Origin of the sequence: Cecembia rubra (genome assembly GCF_003014575.1) — a bacterium.
Taxonomy (GTDB): Bacteria; Bacteroidota; Bacteroidia; order Cytophagales; family Cyclobacteriaceae; genus Cecembia_A; species Cecembia_A rubra.
This window is the reverse complement of the sequence record NZ_PYGF01000001.1, coordinates 774,457-798,277: the sequence shown is the minus strand read 5'-3', so window position 1 is coordinate 798,277 and position 23,821 is coordinate 774,457. Positions and strand designations below refer to the sequence as shown.

The following is a 23,821-nucleotide window of genomic DNA, read 5'->3' as shown; positions in this document are numbered from 1 at the left end:
TTTGGGTGAAGTTAAATAACACCTTCATGTGAAGATTGTATCTACTTAGTTGCCCAGAGTACCGGAAAATGAAGCCTGAAAATTGTGGGGCTCATAGCTTACAATATTGTTGATTTCCCTTCTTTCATAAAGGGTTCCTGATATGGTTCCTTCAATAGTTCCTCCTGCCACTTTACTGCTCTCTTGGATCACTATGCTCCCATTGAAATAAGGTTCTAAGTTGTTATCGTAAGCGATACTGTTGAAGCTTTTGGATGGATTGATGATTTCAACTCCTCCACTGACAAGGTTTGAGAAGCTGTAAGTTCCTTTTCCTTGGAATCCTGGAATCAAAAATGCCAATGAAGCTTCATAATTGTTGTTGCTTGACTTCAGCATGTTGATGGTCAGCACACTTCCTGCTCTTCCGATCAATACTTCTGCATTGCTGAAAGCATATGGGCCAACTTCAAATCTGTTTTTATTTTCAATTGTCAAATGGGAAAGAAGAAGGAATTTTCCCTTGCCCAGAAAAAGTTCTGCAGAGACCATAATGTTAGGTTGATCTGGGACTATAGCAGGAGCGGTGTACTTCGCAAGGGATAAATTATTGTTCAAAAATCCAAGGGTTCCACGTTCAGGTTGGATGCCACTCTTTTTTCCATCAATCAGCCATTCGCTTACCAAACTGTTTTGTATTCTTACCGGAGGAACCAAAGGTGCCAAAAGGTCATTGTATTTAGGATCAGTTCTAAGGCTGAGCTCGTATTCGTATCCCACAATTTCCAAATCCTGGCTTTGAGACACCCCTAGACTCTTCTTGCCAGGTTGAATCATGGCAGAGGCAAAGAATGACCACCTTCCCGGGTAAGAAATCCTTCCTTTGATAGTTTTATTGCTTTTATTTATTTCAAGGTTGCGTATGGATTTCCAGATTCTATTGTCGTCCTGATGGGCCATATGGACAAAATCCGGTCCGGTACCAGAAAGATCCTCTGAGGAATAGGTATAAATCACTTCTATTGGTTTTCTAAGTGAATTTCCAATCAGTTGCAATTCAAAAGAAACTCCAAGCGCATGGTTTAAAGTTTTTGAAATGGGTTGAACTTTAACTAATGTGGTTTGGGAGAAGGCCCCTGTAGGAAAAATGAATTTTACTTTGCCATTGCCAAGTTCAACACTTCCTCCTTCTGGACTGATTTCCTGAATGATGGCTTCACCAATGGGAGTTCCTATCTCAGTGGGGACACCAACAGGTGGAGGAGCAGGGGGATTAGGAAAGTTGTCCGTCAATTCCCCAATGCAGGAAAGGCATAAAGCAGAAATGCATGATAAGATAAATAGACTTGCTTTTTTCATAAAAAGAGATTTAAGTTTTTAATCTGATAGTTGTTTAAATTGTCATATGGATTGGGATTTGAATAGGAGAGTTGCTCCATAAAAATTGAATTCACCCATTCATGTAAGGATGGGTCAACTGGCAAATTTTAAAGAATCCTGTAATTGGATTTTGAATAATGAATTTGTTAGGGAAATTTCATCAGGCATTTTGGATGCCATTCATCATCAAATTTTTTTTATTGATTTGGTCGTGTTATGCAACTTTCCATTTTTATTATCCATCCTAATGGCCAGAAGATCTCAAATGATTTTCTTTAAGCACCATATTAAACCAACTAATTATTAGTATCATGAAAAATTTAATTGTTAAACCTTTGGGTTTTTTATTGCTCTGTGTGAGTTTCGGGGCCTGTAATCTGGAGGACAATTTTCCAGAGGTTAATCCCATAATTGGGGAATGGAAAGCAGATGGTGAAAATTTTCTTTCGCTTAAAGTCAATGGTGAGGAGAAATCACTGGAAGAATTTGGGGTAGAAGTTTTGAGGTCAAATTCTTCATCTGCTGTCTCAACGGCAGAGGATTATTTAAGCTTTAACTTTCTTGGCCCAATTGACCTATATGATCCACAGATCCAAATCGCTGGACAGGAGATGTTTACTGCTTTAGTAAAAGGTGAGAGCGTCTCAGGGATCTGGAAATTGCAAAATGCAGGTACTGTACTTCATTTGAATTCATTAGATCTTAGGGAAAATGGATATTTCTACAATATTCAGAACATTACTCCTGAAGTGTTAGAACTGGGATGGTCTTGGGATATGAGCTATATCGGTGAAACCTCCGGGGTATATAGGGTTCAATTAAAAATCAAATTGGCCAAATAATATCCCTTGGTTTTGAAATAGATTCTGTGAAAGCAATGGGCTTTCCAGGATCTATTTGAAATGATCCAGTAGCATTGACTTATGTATTTTGTGAATGAATAGAATTGGGCGTTTTCCTGGGCTAAATATTTTGTTGTAAGTGTAAATAAAATTTGTAAATTTATGATAGACAATGGTTTATGTGTGTTTTATAAACTGTGACAGTTCCTGTTTTTTTTGTGATTAGCATCAGGTAAATGAATTATAAATTAAGGGTATTTAGAATTTCATTTTTGTCAAACAACATATAGAGTTTTCACTGAACTTAGAATTTGCATATTGAAATCATGGAGAGAAAAATAATCATTATAGGATTAGGTTTGCTTTGGAATTTATTTTCCTGCCAAAAGCCTAAGAATGAATTGGCTTTTGATAAGGATCCCTTTCAAGAGGCCATGAGTCTTTGTTTTGTACCAGCTGGAATGAAATGGGATTTTTCTGAAGGAAAGGCTCCTTTATTGGAAGGGATGGATCTTTTGGACTTTCCTGTTTCTACTGATAATTCTGAAGCAAGGAAGTATTTCAATCAAGGACTTTTGCTGGCTTATGCTTTCAACCATGCTGAGGCGGAAAGGTCATTTCAATATGCAGCTAAGTTGGATCCGGATTTTGCTATGGCCTATTGGGGACAGGCTTATGTCTTGGGCCCAAATTATAATGCCGGTATGGAACCTGAACATTACGTTTTGGCATTTACAGCTATTCAAAAAGCAAAGTCAAAATTGAATAATGTATCTGATAAAGAAGCAGCATTTATTATGGCTTTGGATAAAAGGTATGTGGCTGAAGTAAGGAAAGACAGGACAGACCTGGATATAGCATATGCTGAAGCAATGGCTAAAGTCTGGGAAAAGTATCCTGATGATCCTGATGCAGGAACCATTTACAGCGAGGCATTGATGGATCTTCAGCCTTGGGATCTTTGGGACAAAGAAGGTAATCCAAAAGGAAACACGGGGTTAATATTGAATGTTTTAGAGGAAGTATTGTCAAAACACCCTGATCATCCTGGCGCTCACCACCTTTACATTCATGCGGTAGAGGGATCAAAAAATCCAGAACGAGGCTTAAATTCCGCAAGAAAATTTGACCAAGGCCTTTCCCCAATGGCGGGCCACTTGATCCATATGCCCTCCCATATTTATATCCGAACAGGAAATTACCATGAAGGAACTCTTTCAAACCTCCGGGCTGCCAAAGTAGACAGCATTTATATTGAGACCTGTAAAGCGCAGGGGACTTATCCTTTGGCTTATTTTCCGCACAATTATCATTTTATGGCGGGAACAGCCATATTGGAGGGAAACAGTAAGTGGGCGATTTTTGCAGCCGATAGGTTATTTGAGCATTTGGAACTTGCATTAATGGAAGAGGAGGGACTGGAAGTCATTCAGCATTTCTCAACTATTCCTTATTTTGTTCGCGTGAAATTTGGATTATGGGAAGAGGTGCTCAATTTATCCTTATGGGAAAAAGGTACTGATTATCAGGAAGGAATCAGGCATTATGCGAAAGGTATGGCCTATTTGGGTAAGAATAACTTACAATCAGCGGAAAGAGAACTTCAATTATTGCAGGAATATTCCAAAAAAGATTACCTTAAAGAAAAAACCATTTGGGGTATCAATTCCCTACAATCTATCCTCGAGATTGCCTCTTTGATTTTGGAGGGGGAAATTTTGGCAAGTAAGAAAAGTTTTGATGCAGCGGTCATGAAGTTGTACGAAGCATCTAAGCTTGAAGATAATTTATTGTATAACGAACCTCCGGATTGGTTTTTGTCTACCCGGCATCATTTAGGTGCTGTGCTTTTGGAATCGGGGGATTATCAGAAGGCTGAGGCTGTATTCAGAAAAGATTTGGAAGAATACCCAAAAAATGGCTGGGCATATTATGGGTTGATGGTGGCTTTGGAAAAATCAGGAAATGCCAAGGAATCAGAGAAAATAAAAAGTCAATTTTTATCAGCCTGGAATACAGCAGATATAAAGCTCAGTTCTTCAAGAATTAAATAAGGGGTTCATAAATTTATAGGCCAATTCTTGCATTCTCATGATTTTAAAACTTTAAGATTTCCAGTCCCATAAAACTATACTCCATTCCATAGGGATAGTATCTGAATAACGGTGGATTTCCCGAAATCCAATCCTTTTGTGCGCATTTAGTGAACGTAAATTATTGGTAGCAATTTCCGTGACCGCAAATTCAAATTTATTGGAATGAACCGTTTTGTAAGTCTCATAAAGTTGGTCAAAAATACCTTTTCCCCTAAAGTCCTTTCCAACACAAACTTGACCTACAACCAGGTAATTGTAGGTAGAAATTTTTTTTCCTTTAAATTTCAGTTGATCAAATAGCTCGAACATTGGAACAAGTATAGGCACATCTTCTTTGGAATCTTTGGTCATTGCCAAAACATACCCTGCGATGGTTTTATTTTCCAATGCAATTACATGGGGGGACAGATCATTCATTTTTTTCAGCACATTAAAGTCATGTTTTACTGTTACGAAACCTTCTTTATAATCCTTAATATTATTCAGATGGTTTTCTGATTGAAGTAATAAAATACCCTGAAGATCTGTCTCAGAAGTAGCGGTTTTAAATTTCAAAAATCCATTATCCATGCTCAATTATTTGAGGTCAAGATAGGAAAGATTTCAAAATTCTTATTTGAAACTTAAAGTAAATACTGTTTTTTCTCCTGGCTTGGAAGTGACATCCAAACTCCCTTTATGTAGGTTCATAATCTGTCTTGAAATGGCCAATCCTATACCTGATCCTGATTTTTTAGTGGTATAGAACGGAACAAAAATCCTTTCCAAAGCTTCAGGAACTATACCTTCTCCATGGTCAATTACCTGGATGAAAGGATGGGAGTGACTGTCCATTCCTCCTTTTAGAATTATATTTCTGTTTACTGCTTTTTCCATGGCTTCCTTTCCATTTTTCACCAAATTGATCAAAATCATCTGTATTAGATCCTGGTCACCTATGACTTCCAGGTCTATTGGAGTAAGTTCGCAAATAAGGTGGATTTGAGATTTAGCAAGTTCCTCTTTTAAGAGAATTCGGATATTTTCAAACAAGGGTTTAACGGGAAAAACTTTTAAGTCAGGCTGGGGGATGTTGGTATAATCCCTGTATGCATTCACAAAATCTACCAATCCATTGCTTCGTTTAAAGATGGTTTCAAGGCCTTCAGAAAGGTCTAAGAAACTTTCTTTGTCAAGGGTTAAGTCACCCTCATCGCCTTCCTTTACATCTTCTTCCAAAATGACTCCCAATGAGCTTGCCAAACTGGCAATTGGGGTCATGGAATTCATAATCTCATGCCTTAATACTTTGGTCAGGTTCTGCCAAGCCTCCAATTCGTTCTTCTGTAATTCTGATTTGATATTTTGGAAAGATAAAAGGGTCCAACTTTGACCCTCCATTTTGAAGGCGGCAGATTGCACATTCAAGTGAATTTCGGAATTTATTCTTATGGCAAATGAGCCTCCCGGCTTAAGTTTTAATACTTCCTCCTTTAAGTTATTAGATAACTTTCCAAGGTCGTTGATATCCTTGAACTGCGGAATCTGAAGTAATTGTTTGGCAGCACCGTTTATTACTCCAATTTTTCCTTGGCTATCAAAGGAAATGATGCCAGTATTGATATGTTGGATCATAATCTGCAGGAAGAGCATCTGTTCTTCCTTTTGAGCGCGTGTTTTTTTGAAAGCTTCGATCACTTCATTAAATGACATATTCATTTCCCTAAAGGAATTTCCCAAAATGCTATCTTTAGTAAATGAGGAGGAGAAATCAGAATAACGAATCGATTCTAAAAATCTGCTGATCTTCCTATTGGTTACAGTTACATAGGAGATAAGATTAAATGAAAGTAAGACTAAAACCCACACCATTAGGATAGGGTATGTTATAGAACCATTCTGGAGAAATAAGTAGGCAGCAAGTAAAGCGACCAAAACAATCAGCAAAACCCTTAAGAGAACTCCTAAAGTAAATGATTTAAAGCCCATACCTTTCAAGTCTTCTGTAAAGTGATGATCGGGTCAGACCTAATTCTTCTGCAGCACGGGTAATGTGACCATTGTGTTTATGGAGTGCTTTGCGGATCAATATTTTCTCTACATCTTCAATATTCAAATGATCCAAGGAAACTGTTTCCTCCTGTTTTTCAGGAGTCATATGTTTTTGGGTAAAAAGGTCTTCGGGTTGTAATACACCATGGGTGGTCATGATCACTGCCCTTTCAATACTGTGTTGAAGCTCTCTGATGTTGCCGGGCCAATGGTACTTCTGCATTCGTTTGATAAGGGCTTCCCCTGCTTTTCTAATGTCTTTATTGTATTTTTTTGAATAAATTTCAATAAAGTGATTGGCTAAAAGAGGTATATCTTCCAATCTGTCCCGTAAGGCAGGCAAAGTTAATTCTATGGTATTGATCCTATAGAGCAGGTCCTGTCTGAATTTATTTTCAAAGACCATATTATGAATGGGCATGTTGGTGGCAGAAATGAGTCTGATATTTACAGGGATTGGTTTATTGCCACCAACTCTAGTGACTTCTCTGTTTTGGAGTGCTGCCAATAATTTAGATTGAAGGGCCAAAGGAAGGTTTCCAATTTCATCCAAAAAAAGGGAACCTTTATGCGCTTGCTCAAACCTCCCCGCTCTGTCTTCTTTGGCATCAGTAAAAGCACCTTTCTTATGCCCAAAAAGCTCACTTTCAAATAATGTGGAAGTAATTGAACCTAGGTCAACTCCCACAAAAGCTTCCCGGTGTCTCTTAGAATTTCTATGGATAGCACGTGCAATCAACTCTTTTCCGGTACCATTTTCTCCAAGGATAAGTACATTGGCATCTGTGGCAGCAACCCTTTCAATAGTTTCAAAGACCTTGATCATTGAGGGGCTTTGCCCTATAATGTCTTTGAATTTGCTGTCCATGTCTTCAAAAAACTGCTGTTGTTGGTTTTTTAGCTGATTGACTTCCATTTTGGACTGGCGCAATTGCAGTGCAGCATTTAGGGTAGCTAATAATTTTTCATTCTCCCAAGGCTTTAGTACAAAATCGGTAGCCCCTTCTTTGATAGCTTTTACGGCAGTGTTGACATCCCCATAGGCAGTAATGAGGACTACTACTGCAGAGGAATCAATTTCGAGAATTCTGTCAAGCCAATAAAAACCTTCCTGACCGCTGCTCACATCTTTGGTAAAATTCATATCCAACATGATCACATCATATTGTTCATTTACCATAAGTATAGGAAGGAGACCGGGATTGGTCTCTGTATCCACCTGTGCAAAGTGCCTTTTTAAAAAAATCTTTGCCGCCTTTAATAAATCTTCATTGTCATCGACAATTAGGATTTTGCCGGTTTTTTGTTCTTTCATGTGTATATCACAATTTATTAAATTTACCTGAATCAATGTAATCAATCAATGCCTCTTACTTGACGATCATCATTTGACTGTAATAACTTGGTAGTTAAATTCTCCCAAAACCCGTTCCCAAATTATTCTAAGGTTCATTTGTTTATCAAAAACGTCCATTTCATTAAAATGAAGCTTTTTTGGAGAGATGAGCCCAGCTTATTAGATTGAAATATGTTCGGAAAAGTTGCACGGCTTTGTTCGCTGGCGGACGATTTTGTACGGAATTTTTTGCTTAAAAAATAATAAGTGGGGATAATGGCTTGATTTAGGCATTTTCAGTCATGGCATACTATTGGCAAACACCTGAGAAGGAAAAAAAAAGATTCCCAGATAATGGATAGAAAGATTGAAAAAAAGACATGGACTCCCAAACGTATCGCTTTACTTGGATCAGGAGTCCTGTTGATAGGATTTATTTTTTATCAATTGATATTTGCAGATTCAAGATCATCCATGAATGTCAATATGGAACGGATCACCATTGCCACTGTAAAGGAGGGGGAATTTACTGATTACATTCCTGTCAGCGGTACAATAGAGCCGGGAGAGGTATTTTACCTGGATGCTTTGGAAGGAGGCAATATCCAGCAGATTGTTAGAGAGTCCGGAGCCATTGTAAACCGGGGGGATACCATTTTGTTGTTATCAAATTCCAAACTACAATTAGAAGTCATGGAAAGGGAATCCGGTCTGTATTTTCAGATCAATAATCTAAGACAGGTAAGGTTGCAGTTGGATCAGAATGACCTTAATCAACAGGCCCAATTGGCTGAAATCGATTATCAGATTAGCTTACTCAGGCCCCAGTATGAGAGATTTAGGGAGCTGCATAATAAAAAATTGGTTTCAGACAGGGAGTTTGAAGAGGTGAGGGAACAATATGAATACAATGTAAAACGTAGAAAATTGACATACGAAGCCTATAGAAATGATTCCATGTCCCGTGCCATACAAAAAAAGCAGCTGCAGGATTCCGAAAGAAGAATGAACCAATCCCTGAATGGGGTGGGGCACATATTGGATAATTTGGCCGTAAGAGCACCAATTTCCGGGCAGCTTTCAACTGAACAAATTGAAGTGGGACAATCCATAACACCGGGACAGAGGTTTGGTCAAATAGATATACTTGATAAGTTCAAAATTAGGGTTCAGATTGATGAATTGTATTTGCCGAGGGTTTATACGGGTTTAAAGGGGTCATTTAATTTTTCCGGAGGAAGTTATGAAGTAGAGATTTTTAAAATTTATCCCAATGTAACTTCGGGAAGATTTGAAGTGGATATGGCATTTACTGATGATGTACCCAATGGAATAAGAAGGGGGCAAACAGTAAGGATCAGGTTGGAATTGGGGGAAAGCCAGCAGGCTGTATTATTGCCGACAGGAGGATTTTACAAAGATACAGGAGGGAATTGGGTCTTTGTGGTCGACCAACAATCCGGAAAGGCTGAAAAGAGAAATATCCGCTTGGGCCGCAAGAACCCGGAATATTATGAAGTCATAGAAGGGTTAAAACCAGGTGATAAGGTTATCGTAAGCGGCTATGAGAATTTTGGAAAAAATGAGGTGCTGAACCTTAAATGATAAACTGGATTTTATTTAACTTACTGTAAAAGAGTTAGAAATTAGACCGATGGATTTTCCATCGGTTCTTTTTTTTTCATCGATGCAACGGTTTAGGGTTTGTTTTCATCAAATAAGACAAGGGCACAATATCCGGCTTTTTTTAATCCATGTTAGCTTTAAACTACTACTGATTTATGAACAAAAGACTTGAAAATAAAATTGCCTTGATTACAGGAGCTGCAAGAGGTATTGGAGCTTCTATTGCCAGAAAATTTCATCAGGAAGGGGCTGTAGTCATTGTGACCGATATTTTAGATACCAAAGGCAAGGGCTTGGTTGCCGAATTGGGAGAAAGAGCCTCTTATTTCCATTTGAATGTTAAAAATGAGCAAGAGTGGAAAGAAATGGCCAAAACTATTGTTTCTGAATTTGGAGGACTGGATATTTTGGTTAATAATGCCGGTATTACCGGATTTTTGGAGACCAATGGCCCCCATGATGCAGAAATGGTTGATCTCGATTCCTGGGCAGAAGTCATGGCGGTCAATCTTAATGGAAGCATGTTGGGCTGCAAATATGCCATCGATTGGATGAAGAGAAAAGGAGGGGGAAGTATCATCAATATTTCATCCAGGAGCGGCATTGTGGGAATCCCGGGAGCAGCAGCCTATGCGGCAAGCAAAGCTGCTGTCAGAAACCATACCAAGTCGGTAGCTTTACATTGTGCCGAAAAAGGTTACAACATAAGGTGTAATTCTATCCACCCTGCCGCCATCATGACTCCCATGTGGGATGCCATGTTAGGGGAGGGGGAAGTCAGGGAGCTGATCAAAGCCTCTGTTGAAAAAGGTATTCCGATGGGACATTTTGGCCAACCGGAAGATGTGGCATTTGCAGCTTTGTATCTTGCCTCAGAGGAGTCCAAATATGTGACCGGAATCGAGTTGAACGTAGACGGGGGTATTTTGGCTGGAGCCGAAGCTAAGCCTGACCCAATGGGAGAATAACAAAAAATTAAAATATATTTTTTGTTTGTCCGTGTGCGGACGAAAATGTACGAAAATTTTGAAGGAAAAAGTGAAAAAGGGCCTGTTTTATTGATTATTGGCCTTTTTCTTTATGGCATACGATTGGCCTTAGCAATCACAGGTACAATTTAACATTTGACAAACATCAGCATACCTATGGAAAATATCATTAAGACAGTTAACCTTAAAAAGCTCTACACAACTGAGGAAGTCGAGACCACCGCTTTGGATGATATCAATATTGAAATCAAAAAAGGGGAGTTTGTGGCCATCATGGGACCTTCAGGTTGTGGAAAATCAACCCTACTGAACATCATTGGACTTCTTGACAATCCAGAGTCTGGTCAATATTATTTCTTGGAACAGGAAGTTGCTAATTATTCCGAAAGGCAGCGTTCGCAGCTTCGAAAAGGAAATATTGGTTTTGTATTTCAGAGTTTCAATCTAATTGATGAGCTGACAGTATTTGAAAATGTGGAGCTTCCATTACTTTATTTAAAAACTCCTTCAGATGAAAGAAAAAGAAGGGTAGAGGAGGTGCTTACTAGAATGAATATTATGCACAGGAGGGATCATTTTCCACAGCAATTATCCGGCGGTCAGCAGCAGCGTGTGGCAATTGCCAGGGCAATAGTGGCAAAACCTTCAGTGATTTTGGCCGATGAACCTACAGGAAACCTGGATTCTGCCAATGGTGAAGAAGTAATGCGTCTATTAGAAGAACTTAACAATGAAGGAACTACCATTGTCATGGTAACCCACTCACCTCATGATGCCAATTATGCCCATAGGATAATCAATCTATTTGATGGTAAGGTGGTCACTGAGAACATCAGGGAGCAGTTTCATATTTAGAGATGAGAAGCGAGAAGCGAGATTCTTAGAATCAAGAAATAAGAGACAAGACAAATGCGGAAGTTATAAGTCGGATTTCGGAAGGAAAATTTGTGAGTACCATCCGCCTTGGCGGGCAAGTTGTACAATGTCATTTCGGCTGTGGGAATTACAAAAGAATAATCACGAAGGTCTTGTCCCGAGGAATTCCAAGAGATCAAATTGAAGTGAATAGATTTTCGATCGATGATCTGAAAACAATTATAACCATTACAACAAAACCCCAGGACGGGTCTAATTAAACTTGACAATCTGACAACCCTTTTCACTATGTTCTCCAACTACTTCAAAATCGCAGTTCGTGGCTTTGCAAAGAATAAGTTGACTTTTTTTATCAACCTATTTGGCTTGGCTTTGGGATTATGGGCAACGATTTCTATTGGTATTTGGGTCAAAAGTGAGCTGAATATGAACCAATCATTTCCGGAGATTGACCAGGTTTACCGCATTATGGAACATCAGCGCTATGGTTCTGATATTTTCACTACAAATTCCACGCCTGGAATACTTGCTCCTTCACTTAAGGAAGAATTTCCTGAAGTAGAGCGTTCAGCTTGTTATTCATGGAATGAAAAACTACTTTTTGTTGTAGGAGATTCCAGGCTAATCCTTGATGGCTTTTATGCAGAACCTGATTTTCTTCATATCCTTCAATATAAATTTCTGCATGGTAAAATGGATTTGGCTTTAACTGAACCAAATCATATAGTTTTAACTGAGGATGCAGCCATCAAGCTTTTTGGAAAATCGGATGTTGTCGGTGAAACAGTCACCCTAAAAGAAAGTGAAGGGGAATCGCCTTTTCAAGTAATAGCTGTAGTGGAAAGGAATTCACATGAGGTGAGCAATACCTTTGAATATATCCTTCCTTACCAATTTATGTTTGACAAGCCCTATAACAGTTGGTTAAAACAATGGGGGAATAATGGTCCAAGTACCATTGTAAAATTACATAAAGGTTCTGATGGGAATGAGTTTTCTTCCAAAATAGAAGATTTTATTGTCCAGAAAAATAAGGGTAGCAATGTAAAGCTTTTCGCATATCCCCAAAAGGACCTTTACCTTTATGGCAGTTTCAAAGATGGACTTCAGCAAGGTGGGAGAATCGAATATGTTAGATTATTTTCGATTATAGGGATTTTCGTCCTTTTGATTGCATGTATCAATTTCATGAACCTATCTACTGCCAAGTCGCAAAAAAGATCAAAAGAGGTGGGAGTTAGAAAAGTTGTAGGTGCAGAGAAAAAAGAATTGATTTTTCAGTTTTTGACCGAATCTATATTAATTTCTTTTGTTGCTGGGGCATTAGCCTTGATTTTAGTGGAATTGACTTTGCCCATTTTTAACAACTTAACGGGTAAAGCTATGTTAGTACCTTATTTTGATTGGTTGTTTTGGATTCAGTATTTAATTGTCCTTCTGATAACTGGCATAGTAGCAGGAAGCTACCCTGCATTTTATTTATCTGCCACCAGGGTAGTTTCGGTTTTCAGGAATTTTACCAAATCAGGGAAAGGAGTTGTTGTAGCGAGAAAAGGTCTTGTTCTTTTTCAATTCATCTTGGCTACCATGCTGATTTTGGCTACCATAGTCGTTTTTAAGCAAATCAATTTTGCTCTGACCAAGGATTTAGGTTACAACAAAGATCAATTATTGACAGTGCAGCTGGAAGGAAGGTTGTTTTACAACTTTGATATTTTCAAAGAAGAACTTAAGAAATTGCCGCAAGTCCAATCTGTGACGCGGTCTACACATTCTTTGTTGGGGAGGAATTCCAATACAGGTGCAATTTCATGGGAGGGAAAAGACCCTGATTTTACAGCACTTTTTGAGATCATAAGGGTGGATTATGATTTCCTTGAGACTATGGGTATAAAATTGGTCCAAGGAGAAGATTATTCTATTGAGAGAGCTTCAGATTCTTTGGCTAAGGTCCTGATCAATAGAAGGGCTTATGACCTTATTTCACAAAATACTCCCAACCCAGCCAGTTTAACTTGGAATGAGGATTTACAAATCCTTGGGGTAGTGGAAGATTTCCATTTCCAGAGTTTTCATCAAGGGATGGAACCTGCTGTCATATTACTTGATCCTTCATTTGCAACAAGGGCCTACATAAAAGTTTCTCCGGAAAGTATGAGAGCGACTTTGGAGGAAATCAAAAAAACGGCAGAAGCATTCGAGCCTTTATTCCCTTTTCAATTTAGTTTTATGGATGACAGTTATGCCCGTTTATATGAAGAAGACATCCGTACCCGCGAGCTGGCAAAGTATTTCAGTATCCTGACCATTCTGATTTCATGCTTAGGTTTATTTGGCCTTTCTGCCCACATAGCGGAGCAAAAAACAAAGGAAATAGGTATTAGGAAAGTATTAGGAGCCTCTGCTCTTTCCATACTCCATGTTATTAATAAAGAATTTATATTAATTGTTTCAATTTCAGTTTCAATCGGTTCTGCCATTGCTTATTGGTTGATACAGGATTGGTTAAATGGATATGCCTATAGGATTGATTTTGAATGGTGGTTTATTCCATTGGCAGCAGGGGTGATTTTCTCGATTGCTTATTTGACTGTCAGCTTACAGGCATACAAAGCATCAATGATCAACCCAGTATCCACTTTAAAATCAGAATAATATTGATTATTCGTGAATTAAATGGATCAATTGGTTTTACAATTCCGACTTGATTTTAACTAGTAGATTTTTTTAAGGTTAATGGTAAAAATACCGGCTCTTACCCTTCTATTTTTTGCATTTCAAGCAAAAATTGGAGGAAAAGGGGCCGGATTTTTTTTATTTATTATTTCAAGATTGGAGTCAGCTATTTTTTCAAACTACAATTTTTGTGAAATAAGCATAAAATATTGGTTTTGAAAGAATTAAATGTTTAACTTTATAGTGACCGATAAACCATATTAGGTGATTAAATAAAATAGACCCGAGCCTTGGATAGAAATTGCCCTTCAGCGATCATTTTGGTGGATGACGATGAATCTGTCAACTACATCAATAAAGTTGTAATCCAACATTTTGGGTTCGAAGGTGATATTATACCTTTTCTTGATTCTGAGCTTGCATTTGACTATTTGACTGGTATTACCAGTGATTTTCTTCCAGTGATAGATCCAAATACCAAATATTTGGTTTTTTTGGATTTGAACATGCCCCAGTTCAATACATGGCATTTTTTAAACAGGTTTCTTACTTTACATGAATGTAAAAGGAAGCATTTCAAATTTGTAGTGTTGACGAATTCCACAAATCCACAGGATAAAATAAATGCCTTACGCTACTCTGATGTAATTGCATTTGCCAGAAAGCCATTGACCATCAATATGTTCAAAGACATTATGGCGATGTTTTCCATGGGCAAGAGAATCAGCTAAATTCTAAATTTATTGTTCTTAGATTCTGTCCGCTGACGGGCAAAACTGTTCGGATCCTAAGCCCTTATTAAAAGAAAAACCCTTTCAATTACTCAATTTCCCATTTTTATTGATGGCACAGCGATGGATATTATTTTTTTGTCCTTTCATTGGTCAATGCCCTTTGAAAGCTTCACCAACTATTATTGATCAATTGCACAATTTGAGTTAGCTATGTGGAAAAACTATTTCAAAATTTCCTTTAGGAATCTAAAAAAGCGAAAGCTTTACACAGGAATCAATGTCTTGGGTCTAACTATAGCTATATTAAGCTTTTTAGCCATCTCCCTGTACATCTATCACGAATGGTCATATGATAGGATGTACACTGATTATCAAAGGATTTACAAATTCAACCAAGAATTTACTTCCAATGGGGAGATCCAGACCGTACAATCGACACCTTCCATGCTTGTTCCTGTACTTTTGGAGGAATTCGATGAGGTGGAAACGGCCACTTTGGTCTTTGACCTGAGTATGTTTTCTTCGGTAGTGGTGGAGGGTGATGATCTTTTGGTGGAAGAAGACAGGTTTGCTTTTGTAGATGAACGGTTTTTTGAAGTTTTTGATTTTGAATTGCTCGCAGGAAGTAAGGAAAAAGTTTTAACTGAGCCCAATCAATTGGTGCTGCCTTTTAGTACTGCTTCCAGATATTTTGGTAATGCACTGGATGCAATGGGAAAAAACCTGAAGGTCGATGGGGCGGACTATGTAGTGTCCGGAGTGATGAAGGATTTTCCTTCCAATAGTCATTTGGATTTTGACCTATTGGGATCATTCAAAACCCACAGGCATGGAAGAAATCCGGAATGGATGCCATCCAATTACCTTTCTTATGCCAAATTGAAACCTGGAGTTGACCATGGGCTTTTCCAGGAGAAAATCAGCCAGATGGTAGAGAAGTATTTTGGTGAAATGCAAAGAAGTTATGGTTTTCAGACTGCTTTCCACTATCAACCGGTGACCAGCATACACCTTGGGGATTCCTCACCCAACGCTGTAAGACCAGCTGTGGATGTGAAAAACCTATATATTTTTGGGCTAGTTGCTTTGTTGTTGATTTTTATTGGAGTGATCAATTATATCAACCTTGCTACTGCTGAAGCCACAGAAAGGAACAAAGAAGTGGGTATGCGAAAGGTTCTAGGTGCAAGCAGAAAACAATTGTTTGGGCAATTTGTCTCGGAATCTTTCCTTCTTACCCTTTCAGCGATCATCATTTCTATCACTTTGTTATATTTCTTAAACCCATTTTTTGAAAATCTTTCAGGGGTGGGACTACAGTTAGAGCTAATTTTCACTCCAATCGGATTGTTTTTTTTGTTTGTCCTATTGCTAAGTGTGGGTTTACTTTCAGGTTTTTACCCTTCTTTGATTCTTTCTCATATGGAACCTCTCAAAGCGCTTGGTAAACATACAAAAGCAGGGAGTGGAGCTTGGTTAAGGAAATCACTGGTAATCTTTCAGTTTTTTGTTTCCATCTCTCTTTTGATTGCTACTCTGGTTGTTCATAGACAGCTGCAATATATGCAAGAAGTCAATTTAGGTTATGAGAGAGAAGAACTTATAGTCATGGGGTACCATTACCGAATGGGGAAGTCTATTGACAGTTTTCAGAATGAACTTATGCGTCAGGGGCTTGTTCAATCAGTAAGTCTTGCAGCTGACATGCCGATATTCATCAAGGCTGGTTATAGGATTTTCCCCGGAGGGGACAACCAAAAAGAAATCATGATAACCGGTTATTCAGGAGACTATAAAATCGCCCAGACTTTAGGATTGAACTTGCTCGAAGGCAATGATTTTGTTGAATCCGATCTCTCAAGAAGTCAGGCTTCTGAATCCAAAAGCATTTACTATTGTATGCTCAATGAATCCGCTGCAGGAGAATTGGGATGGAGTTCGCAGGAAGCCATAGGGAAAAAAATAGATTTCGGAGGTGGGCTAACAGAAATTAAAGCTGTCGTTAGCAATTTTTACTTTAACTCTCTGCACCATCAGGTAGGACCTTTGGCTATCCTCATTGATCCTGATAATGCCAATGTGATCCTTGCCAAATTGCCCAAAGGCAATCCATCAGCATATCTGTTTGAAATTGAGAAGAACTGGAAAGCGATGTTTCCTGGAAGACCCTTCAATTACAAGTTTGTTGATCAGGAATATGCACGCATGTATAGGGCAGAGGAAAGAATAGGAACGATATTCTCCTTATTTGCAGGGATTGCAGTTTTTATAGCCTGCATGGGATTATTTGGATTGGTCTCTTACGTAGCCCTTCGAAGGACCCGGGAAATATCCATCAGGAAGGTGCTGGGTGCAAGGGCAGGTGATGTGCTGAAAATGCTTTCTGCTGATTTCTTTGGGTTGTTGATGGTTTCTGCTCTTTTGGCAATTGGTTTTGGGATATGGTTTTCAGATAGCTGGTTGTCCGATTTCGCCTATAAAACAACCATCCCTGTATGGATTTATGTGATGGCTATTGCCTTTGTGTTCCTTATTTCTATGCTTACGGTGGGTTACAGGACTTTAAAGGTTTTTTCTCAAAACCCAGTTAGTAGCCTGAAGGAGGACTGAGGTACCGGGGAATTTGGAATTTAGAATTTAGAATTAAGAATGAATGAGTTGTGAATCATAAATTTAAGGGTTTAAGGTTTTCATTAAGAAGCTATCCGCTCACAAATAGTGTCAAGGAATGTCAGTGGTAATCCTTTTTAATTGAAAATATAAATGATGAGAAGAAAGAAAAAACAATAGAGTAGAATGAAGAATAGATTTTAGTGCCATATCGATGACAACCAAGATAAAATATCATGCTGACTAATTACTTTAAAATCTTTATAAGAAATCTTAAGAAAAATCCGGCTTATATGTTGATCAATATTTTGGGCCTATCTGTTGGGATGGCAGCAAGTATATTGATTTTTCTATTTGTTCAACATGAACTAAGTTATGACAGGTACCATGAAAAATCGGATAGGATTTATAGGATTTCGCGTTCATTTTTTAGTCAAAATGGTGAGATAAATCTGCATCTGGGACATCTAGCACCTCCTTTTGGCCCTTTGCTCAAGTCTGATTTCTCCCAGGAAGTGGAAGAAGTTATCCGGGTTTTGAATACTAATGTAATATTGAAAGACGAAGCTAGTATTTTCGAAGAAAGGAGATTTTACTTTTCCGATCCTGAAATCTTCAAAGTTTTCTCATGGAAAGTGGTTGATGGAGATCCTGAGTCAGCGCTAAATTTTCCGGATGGCATCGTGATTACAAAAAGTATGGCCAATAAATATTTTGGCAAATCCAATCCTATGGGAAAAATTCTGGAGATGAAAGTGGGTCCTGTATCAGCCAATATGCAGGTTAGAGCTGTCATGGAAGACATTCCTGACAATTCCCACTTCAAAGCTGATTTTTTAGCTTCAATGGAATTGGTTACAGATTTTTATGGTGGCTATGAAGAAATGATGAAAAATTTCGGTTCCAACAATTTCGGGACTTATTTGCTGCTTAAAGAGGGTACTGAAATAGCTGCAATTGAAGCTCAGATTCCTGAATTTCTAAACCGGCATATTCAGGTTGGGACAGATGGAGCCCTGCCATCTACCTGGACTAACCTACACCCCTGGCTGATTACGGACATTCATTTGCATTCCAATCTGGACTCCGAACTGGAGCCGAATAGCAGCATTGAATATGTGTATATCTACACGGCCATAGCCATCTTTATTTTGTTGATAGCCTGTGTCAATTTTATGAATTTGGCTACCGCCAGGTCAGCAAAAAGGGCACTTGAAGTAGGTTTAAGAAAGGTGTTGGGAGCTGAGAAAAAATTGCTCATTGGGCAGTTTATGAGTGAGACCATTATGATGACTTTAATGGCTGCATGTATTGCCTTGCTCTTATCCTGGCTGATGTTGCCTGTTTTTGGTAATTTCACAGGGAAAGACCTGAGCATTAATATGCTTGAACATCCTGAATACCTATTGGGATTATTGGTGCTTGTTTTATTTGTAGGGATGATTGCAGGCAGTTACCCTTCACTTTTTCTCTCAGGATTCCAGCCTGTTAAAGTATTGAAGGGTACCTATAAAATCGGCTCTCTCCATGAAAAATTTAGATCAGGCTTGGTCATTGGACAATTTGCCATTTCTATCATATTAATTGTGGCTGTATTGGTTGTAGTTCATCAGCTTGATTATATGAAGAACAAGGAACTTGGCTTTGAAAAGGACAGGGTCATTGTACTACCAGCCTATCAAGAATTGGTAGAGAATTACGAAAACCTCAGAATGAGATATTTGCAACATTCGGGTATAGAGGAATTGGCATTGGCATCCAGAGTGCCTTCCGGCAGGTTATTGGATGCTATGGGAACCCGGGCCGAAGTCAATGGAGAACTTACAACCATGGATATCAGGTTGGCAGATATTCATGTCAGTCATAGCTTTATGGAGACTTTCGGGATAAAATTGGCTGCAGGTCGGGATTTTGATTTTCAATTGGCATCTGACAGTACAGAAGCATTTTTGATCAATGAATCAGCCATCAGGGCCATTGGTTGGGCATCAGCAGAGGATGCCATAGGGAAAGCCCTTCATTATGGACCAAGGAGGGGCTATGTGATAGGAGTGGTCAAGGATTTTCATTTTGAATCACTTCATCAACCCATCAGCCCTATGGTATTTATGATTCCGGATACCCGGTTCAATTTGGTAGCAATAAGGTTGAAGCAAGGATTTGAAGAAGAGGCCATTTCCTATTTGAGAGAGGAATGGATTGCATTAAGGCCAGATTTCCCTTTTAATTATTTTACCATTGAAGACAGGTTTGAGCAACAGTATGAAGCAGAGGAAAAAGTGGGAACAGTTTTCGGTTTCTTTGCGGGACTTGCCATTCTGATTTCTGTTTTGGGCTTATTTGGTCTTTCTGCCTATGCTACCGAGCAGCGCACCAAGGAAATCGGTGTCAGAAAAGTAATGGGAGCAAGTGTCAGCAATATTGTTCTGCTTTTAGGAAAGGATTTTCTAAAATTGGTGCTTTTCGGCTTCTTAATCGCTGTACCTATCGCTTGGTATGGCATGAATTCCTGGCTGGATAGCTTTGCTTACAGCATATCCATATCCTGGTTGGTTTTTGCCTTGGCAGGATTTATAGCAGCATTAATCGCTGCTTTGACAGTAAGCAGCCAATCTATGCGGGCAGCCATGATCAACCCAGTGGATGCATTTAAGGTGGAATGAGAGATTTTAAAAAATAAAGCCGAAAAGTGAGCCCGGGATACACAATGGAATGTCAAAAGACGGATTTCGGAAGTAGTCATTATAAATGCTACTTTTCATTTTCTCTGACCAGTTATTTTGATAAAAAGGAAGGTATTTGGAGGATGAAAATTTGAATTTTCTCCAGTATGTTATGTTTTAGACCAATATTTAGATTCTGCTCATTTGAATTATTTGTTTTTCTCAAAAGAAGCACAAAATTATCAGAGGTATTTTCTTTGTCCGTTCACGGACAGATTTGTTCGGGTCTAATGAAAAATCTTTTCGAAATTGGCCAAAATCACATTTTTTGGCAGGTTTTCGTTGGCATAATGATTGGCAAAATATAGATAATAAAACCATTGGTGGAGATTTGAATAGTCTTGGACTTCCTGAGATTCCTTAAGTTCAGGGAAATTTGATTCTTAATCAATCCAGTTTTATCATTGGATTAACCTATTATTTTAATTGTATGATATTCAATTATTTAAAGATTTTTGTCAGAAATTTCAAAAGGTTTTCTGGTCATTCATTTCTGACCCTAATTGGCTTGTCCATAGCCATTGCATGTGCTTTATTGATTTTTCTATGGGGACATCATCAATGGTCTTTTGATAAATTCCATTCGGATGCTGACAGGTTATATAAAGTGATTACCCATAGGGATGCTGAAGGGACAAAGCAGACATTTTTTTTAGCCGGGCACAATATAGATGTTTCAGGTATTCCAGAAGTGGAGGCTATCACCCATATTTCAACCGGCTCTAGGTGGCCCCATGAATTATGTTTTTGGCCGGACAGGGTAGTTGATGAATGTGTTTATTTTAATGGAGTTTATGCGAGTGCTAGCCTATTTAGCACTTTTAGTTTTCCGATTATCAAAGGTGAGCAAGACCCTATAAAAACACCTGCATCCATTGCCATTTCGGAGAAAATGGCTGAAATTTTGTATGGATCAGAGGATCCTATTGGCAAAACTATCACAATTGACCGTAGCAAGGAAGTAGTTGTAACAGCAGTTTTCAGGAACATCTCTGATCAATCCTCTATTAAGTTTGATTTTGCATTACCTATGCAGATGCTTCAAAGGCAATGGGGCATCAATGAGGAACAGCTTTCAGGTAATTTCTTTGAGGTTTATATCAAATCCGGTGCAGGGACAAATTCATCGCTTATTTCTGAAAAGCTCAATGATGTGAGAGTAATTGGTGAAAGCAATAAATCTTATGGATTGGTTTATGAAGCAGTTCCCTTTACTAAATTTTACCTGAACAGTAATTATGAAAACGGAATCAACAAAGGAGGGAAAATTGATCAGATTATCCAGTTTGGCCTAATTGGGTTGTTACTTATTTTAGTTGCGATAACAAATTTTATTAACCTCACCACAGCAAGGTCTTCCTTGAGATGGAAAGAAATAGGAGTCAAAAAGGCTATAGGTGCCGATAGGGCTACATTGATTTTTCAGTTTTTGTTTGAGTCCTGCCTGATGGTTTTATTGGCATTTGTTGTAGGCTTTGTCCTGACTTGGTTGATTTTGCCTGCTTTTAATTTATTGGTCGATGCCCAACTTAGTTTATTGCAGTTTTTCAATATACATTCTTTGCTTCTTTTCTTGGGATTTTTGTTACTAATGACCTTGCTTTCGGGTGCTTACCCCGCATTCTTATTGTCATCGCTTCGTACCGCAAAGATCCTTAAAGGCTTGGTCCAGGTAAATTTGGGTTCTTTGAATTTCCGAAAAGCGTTGATTGCTTTTCAACTTTCAGTTTCGATAGGAATTATCCTTTTCAGTAGCATCATATACTTCCAATTGGATTTTGTGCAGACGAAGAATCTTGGATTTGACCGGGAAAATATGATCAGGTTGGAGCCCACATTCCGGCTGCTCCAAAACTATGAGCCTTTCAAGAATGAATTGCTCAAGCATGCTGAAATCAAGAAATTGAGTGCTGCCGACGCCAATCCATTGGATGCTGGAGGAGGGACTGTTTTGGTAGATTGGCCTGGCAAGTCACCTGAAACCCAGGCATCATTCCAGGTCATTGGGGGAAGGTATGACTTTCCCGAACTTCTCGGACTTGAGGTTTTGGAAGGGAGGAATTTCCATACAGAAAAAACCACCCGTGATTCCTTAGCCACAGAGGCTGTTATTTCTTCGAGTGCAGCAAAGATGATGGGGCTAGATGATCCAATTGGCGCAACAATACGCCTCTATGATTATATTACCTGTGAAATCATAGGGGTAGTCAATGATTTTCATACCAATTCAATGAAAGCTTCAATGGAACCTGTGATCATCTACAGGAAACCTATGGAGCAGGTTTCAGGCATTTATATCAAATATGCCCCAGGAAAGACCAGAGAGGCGGTTGATATACTTAAGACTGTGTACAATGAAATTGAACCTGATTTTACAATGAAATACTGGTTTCAAGATCAGACATTTGATAACCTTTATAAGTCGGATATTGTGGTTTCTAAATTGGTCTTAATATTCTCACTGATCTGTTTTGTTACTGCAGTAATCGGAATAGTGGGCTTAGCGACCTTTAATGCTATGCGGAAAACCAAAGAAATCGGAATTAGGAGAGTATTTGGTGCATCTTCCAATCAAGTAATGGGAGTGATGGTTTCCGAATTTGTCTGGCCTGTATTATTGGCTTTGGGATTGGCGATTCCCTTGTCCTGGTATGCCGGAAAAGAATGGCTGATGGGTTTTGCCTATAGGATCAATTTCCCATGGCAAATCATCGGTTTACTATTGGTTGCCTTAGTTACCTTGATTTTCCTGATAATTTGGATTCATTCCCAAAGAACTATCTCAGCTAATCCTACCAAATCTCTGAGAAGTGAGTAATTTATACCGATGAATTTTATTTCTTTTCCTGAATGATGTCGCAGGAATAACATAGCAAAATTGACTCCTTATGAAATCCGACTATTTTAAAATACTCCCATTATCTCTGGTGTTGTTTCTTTTCAATACCATGGTATTTGCACAGAATAATGGATTTGTCAAAGAAAAATGGCATTGGGATAATCCGGCAAAACAGGATTCCTCGGCTGGATATGTACAGGTTGTAAAAGTGGACAATGTACTCTACATATCAGGAGTGGTAACCAATGAAGTGACTCCAAAAGGCATCACGGATGTTTATCGGGCTTTGGAACAATCCCTCAATAGTTTTGGGGCTACCTTCCAGCATGTTGTCAAAGAGAACTTGTATACCACGGATATGGAAGCCATGAAAAAATACAACAGCTATAGAAAGTCATTTTACAAGAATGACTTTCCGGCGGCTACCTGGGTACAGATTTCGGGATTGTATATGCCCGAAGCCAAATTGGAAGTGGAACTGGTGGCACACCTTCCCAAGGATCAATTAAATTAGCAAGCTTCTGGAGTTAAAATTTCTTAGATGGATATAAAATTCACTTCCAAACTCAAAAAGCCAACCGATATTTTCAATTTGTATGAACAACTTGGTTGGAATAGGTTTTTAAAATTGGAAATGGAAAAGCTTGTCTTTGCCATGGAAAAAAGTTTTTATGTACTGTATGCTTATGAAGCAAACAAGCTCCTTGGTACCGGAAGGGTAATTTCTGATGGTCTGACAAATGCTTATTTATGTGGATTAGGGGTACTTCCAGATTACCGAAATAGAGGAATAGGTAAGGAGCTATGCAAGAACTTAGTTGAATATTGCAAAAACCAAAATTTGCATGTACAGTTTTTTTGTGAAGAAAACTTAGTGCCTTATTATGAAAAGTTGGGTTTCGAGGTTTTTTCTGTAGGTATGCGTCCTAAATAAATTGGTGTTTTGGGTAATTTACTTTAGAGGTCTGTAGTGCTATAGAAGAACTTGAAGATAATTTAGAATAACTTAGGTATGGCTAGCATTATAAGCAGATAGAAGAATTTATCCACGGTAATTTTGAAGGATTTTTTTATTGCTTGTCCG

16 protein-coding genes are annotated in these 23,821 nt (G+C 38.5%); 12 read left to right on the top strand and 4 right to left on the bottom strand.

Annotation, left to right across the window (positions count from 1 at the left end):
• Window positions 1-45: 45 nt before the first annotated feature.
• Window positions 46-1,338, bottom strand: coding sequence for a hypothetical protein (locus tag CLV48_RS03245; RefSeq protein WP_106565769.1), 1,293 nt, complete (start codon window positions 1,336-1,338; stop codon window positions 46-48).
• A gap of 332 nt (window positions 1,339-1,670) precedes the next feature.
• Here CLV48_RS03245 and CLV48_RS03235 point away from each other — a divergent pair, with 332 nt between their 5' ends.
• A complete protein-coding gene (locus tag CLV48_RS03235; protein WP_106565767.1) occupies window positions 1,671-2,201 on the top strand; it encodes a hypothetical protein in 531 nt (176 codons plus the stop codon).
• Between the two features lie 326 nt (window positions 2,202-2,527).
• On the top strand, window positions 2,528-4,255 hold the full coding sequence (locus CLV48_RS03230; RefSeq protein WP_106565766.1) for a tetratricopeptide repeat protein: 1,728 nt from the start codon (window positions 2,528-2,530) through the stop codon (window positions 4,253-4,255).
• A gap of 51 nt (window positions 4,256-4,306) precedes the next feature.
• Here CLV48_RS03230 and CLV48_RS03225 read toward each other — a convergent pair whose 3' ends face one another.
• From CLV48_RS03225 to CLV48_RS03215, 3 genes are read right to left on the bottom strand one after another with little or no spacing between them, the layout of a single operon-like run.
• A complete protein-coding gene (locus tag CLV48_RS03225) occupies window positions 4,307-4,867 on the bottom strand; it encodes a GNAT family N-acetyltransferase (RefSeq protein ID WP_106565765.1) in 561 nt (186 codons plus the stop codon).
• A gap of 42 nt (window positions 4,868-4,909) precedes the next feature.
• A complete protein-coding gene (locus CLV48_RS03220) occupies window positions 4,910-6,265 on the bottom strand; it encodes a sensor histidine kinase (protein ID WP_106565764.1) in 1,356 nt (451 codons plus the stop codon).
• Window positions 6,255-7,643 (bottom strand): sigma-54-dependent transcriptional regulator, encoded by a 1,389-nt coding sequence (locus CLV48_RS03215; protein WP_106565763.1) that lies wholly within the window; start codon window positions 7,641-7,643, stop codon window positions 6,255-6,257. The genes CLV48_RS03220 and CLV48_RS03215 overlap by 11 nt, the downstream gene beginning before the upstream one ends.
• Before the next feature lie 375 nt (window positions 7,644-8,018).
• On the opposite strand from CLV48_RS03215, the gene CLV48_RS03210 reads away from it, so the two are divergent.
• The 10 genes from CLV48_RS03210 (at window position 8,019) to CLV48_RS03165 (ending at window position 23,671) form a co-directional block, all read left to right on the top strand.
• Window positions 8,019-9,269, top strand: coding sequence for an efflux RND transporter periplasmic adaptor subunit (locus CLV48_RS03210; protein ID WP_106565762.1), 1,251 nt, complete (start codon window positions 8,019-8,021; stop codon window positions 9,267-9,269).
• A gap of 176 nt (window positions 9,270-9,445) precedes the next feature.
• Window positions 9,446-10,258 carry a glucose 1-dehydrogenase gene (locus tag CLV48_RS03205; RefSeq protein WP_106565761.1) on the top strand — a complete coding sequence of 271 codons (813 nt, stop codon included), beginning with the start codon at window positions 9,446-9,448 and terminating at the stop codon, window positions 10,256-10,258.
• Between the two features lie 177 nt (window positions 10,259-10,435).
• Window positions 10,436-11,134, top strand: coding sequence for an ABC transporter ATP-binding protein (locus tag CLV48_RS03200; protein ID WP_106565760.1), 699 nt, complete (start codon window positions 10,436-10,438; stop codon window positions 11,132-11,134).
• Window positions 11,135-11,443: 309 nt separating this feature from the next.
• Window positions 11,444-13,810, top strand: a complete 2,367-nt coding sequence (locus CLV48_RS03195; protein ID WP_106565759.1) for an ABC transporter permease — start codon at window positions 11,444-11,446, stop codon at window positions 13,808-13,810.
• A gap of 311 nt (window positions 13,811-14,121) precedes the next feature.
• Complete coding sequence (locus CLV48_RS03190; RefSeq protein WP_106565758.1) at window positions 14,122-14,562, top strand: response regulator; 441 nt, start codon at window positions 14,122-14,124, stop codon at window positions 14,560-14,562.
• Window positions 14,563-14,775: 213 nt separating this feature from the next.
• Entirely contained in the window at window positions 14,776-17,175 is a 2,400-nt protein-coding gene (locus CLV48_RS03185) for an FtsX-like permease family protein (protein ID WP_106565757.1), read from the top strand.
• Window positions 17,176-17,411: 236 nt separating this feature from the next.
• Complete coding sequence (locus CLV48_RS03180) at window positions 17,412-19,838, top strand: ABC transporter permease (protein WP_106565756.1); 2,427 nt, start codon at window positions 17,412-17,414, stop codon at window positions 19,836-19,838.
• A gap of 490 nt (window positions 19,839-20,328) precedes the next feature.
• Window positions 20,329-22,716 (top strand): ABC transporter permease, encoded by a 2,388-nt coding sequence (locus tag CLV48_RS03175; protein WP_106565755.1) that lies wholly within the window; start codon window positions 20,329-20,331, stop codon window positions 22,714-22,716.
• A 70-nt stretch (window positions 22,717-22,786) separates the two neighbouring features.
• Window positions 22,787-23,251 (top strand): RidA family protein, encoded by a 465-nt coding sequence (locus CLV48_RS03170; RefSeq protein WP_106565754.1) that lies wholly within the window; start codon window positions 22,787-22,789, stop codon window positions 23,249-23,251.
• A 27-nt stretch (window positions 23,252-23,278) separates the two neighbouring features.
• Complete coding sequence (locus CLV48_RS03165) at window positions 23,279-23,671, top strand: GNAT family N-acetyltransferase (protein WP_106565753.1); 393 nt, start codon at window positions 23,279-23,281, stop codon at window positions 23,669-23,671.
• Window positions 23,672-23,821 lie beyond the last annotated feature (150 nt).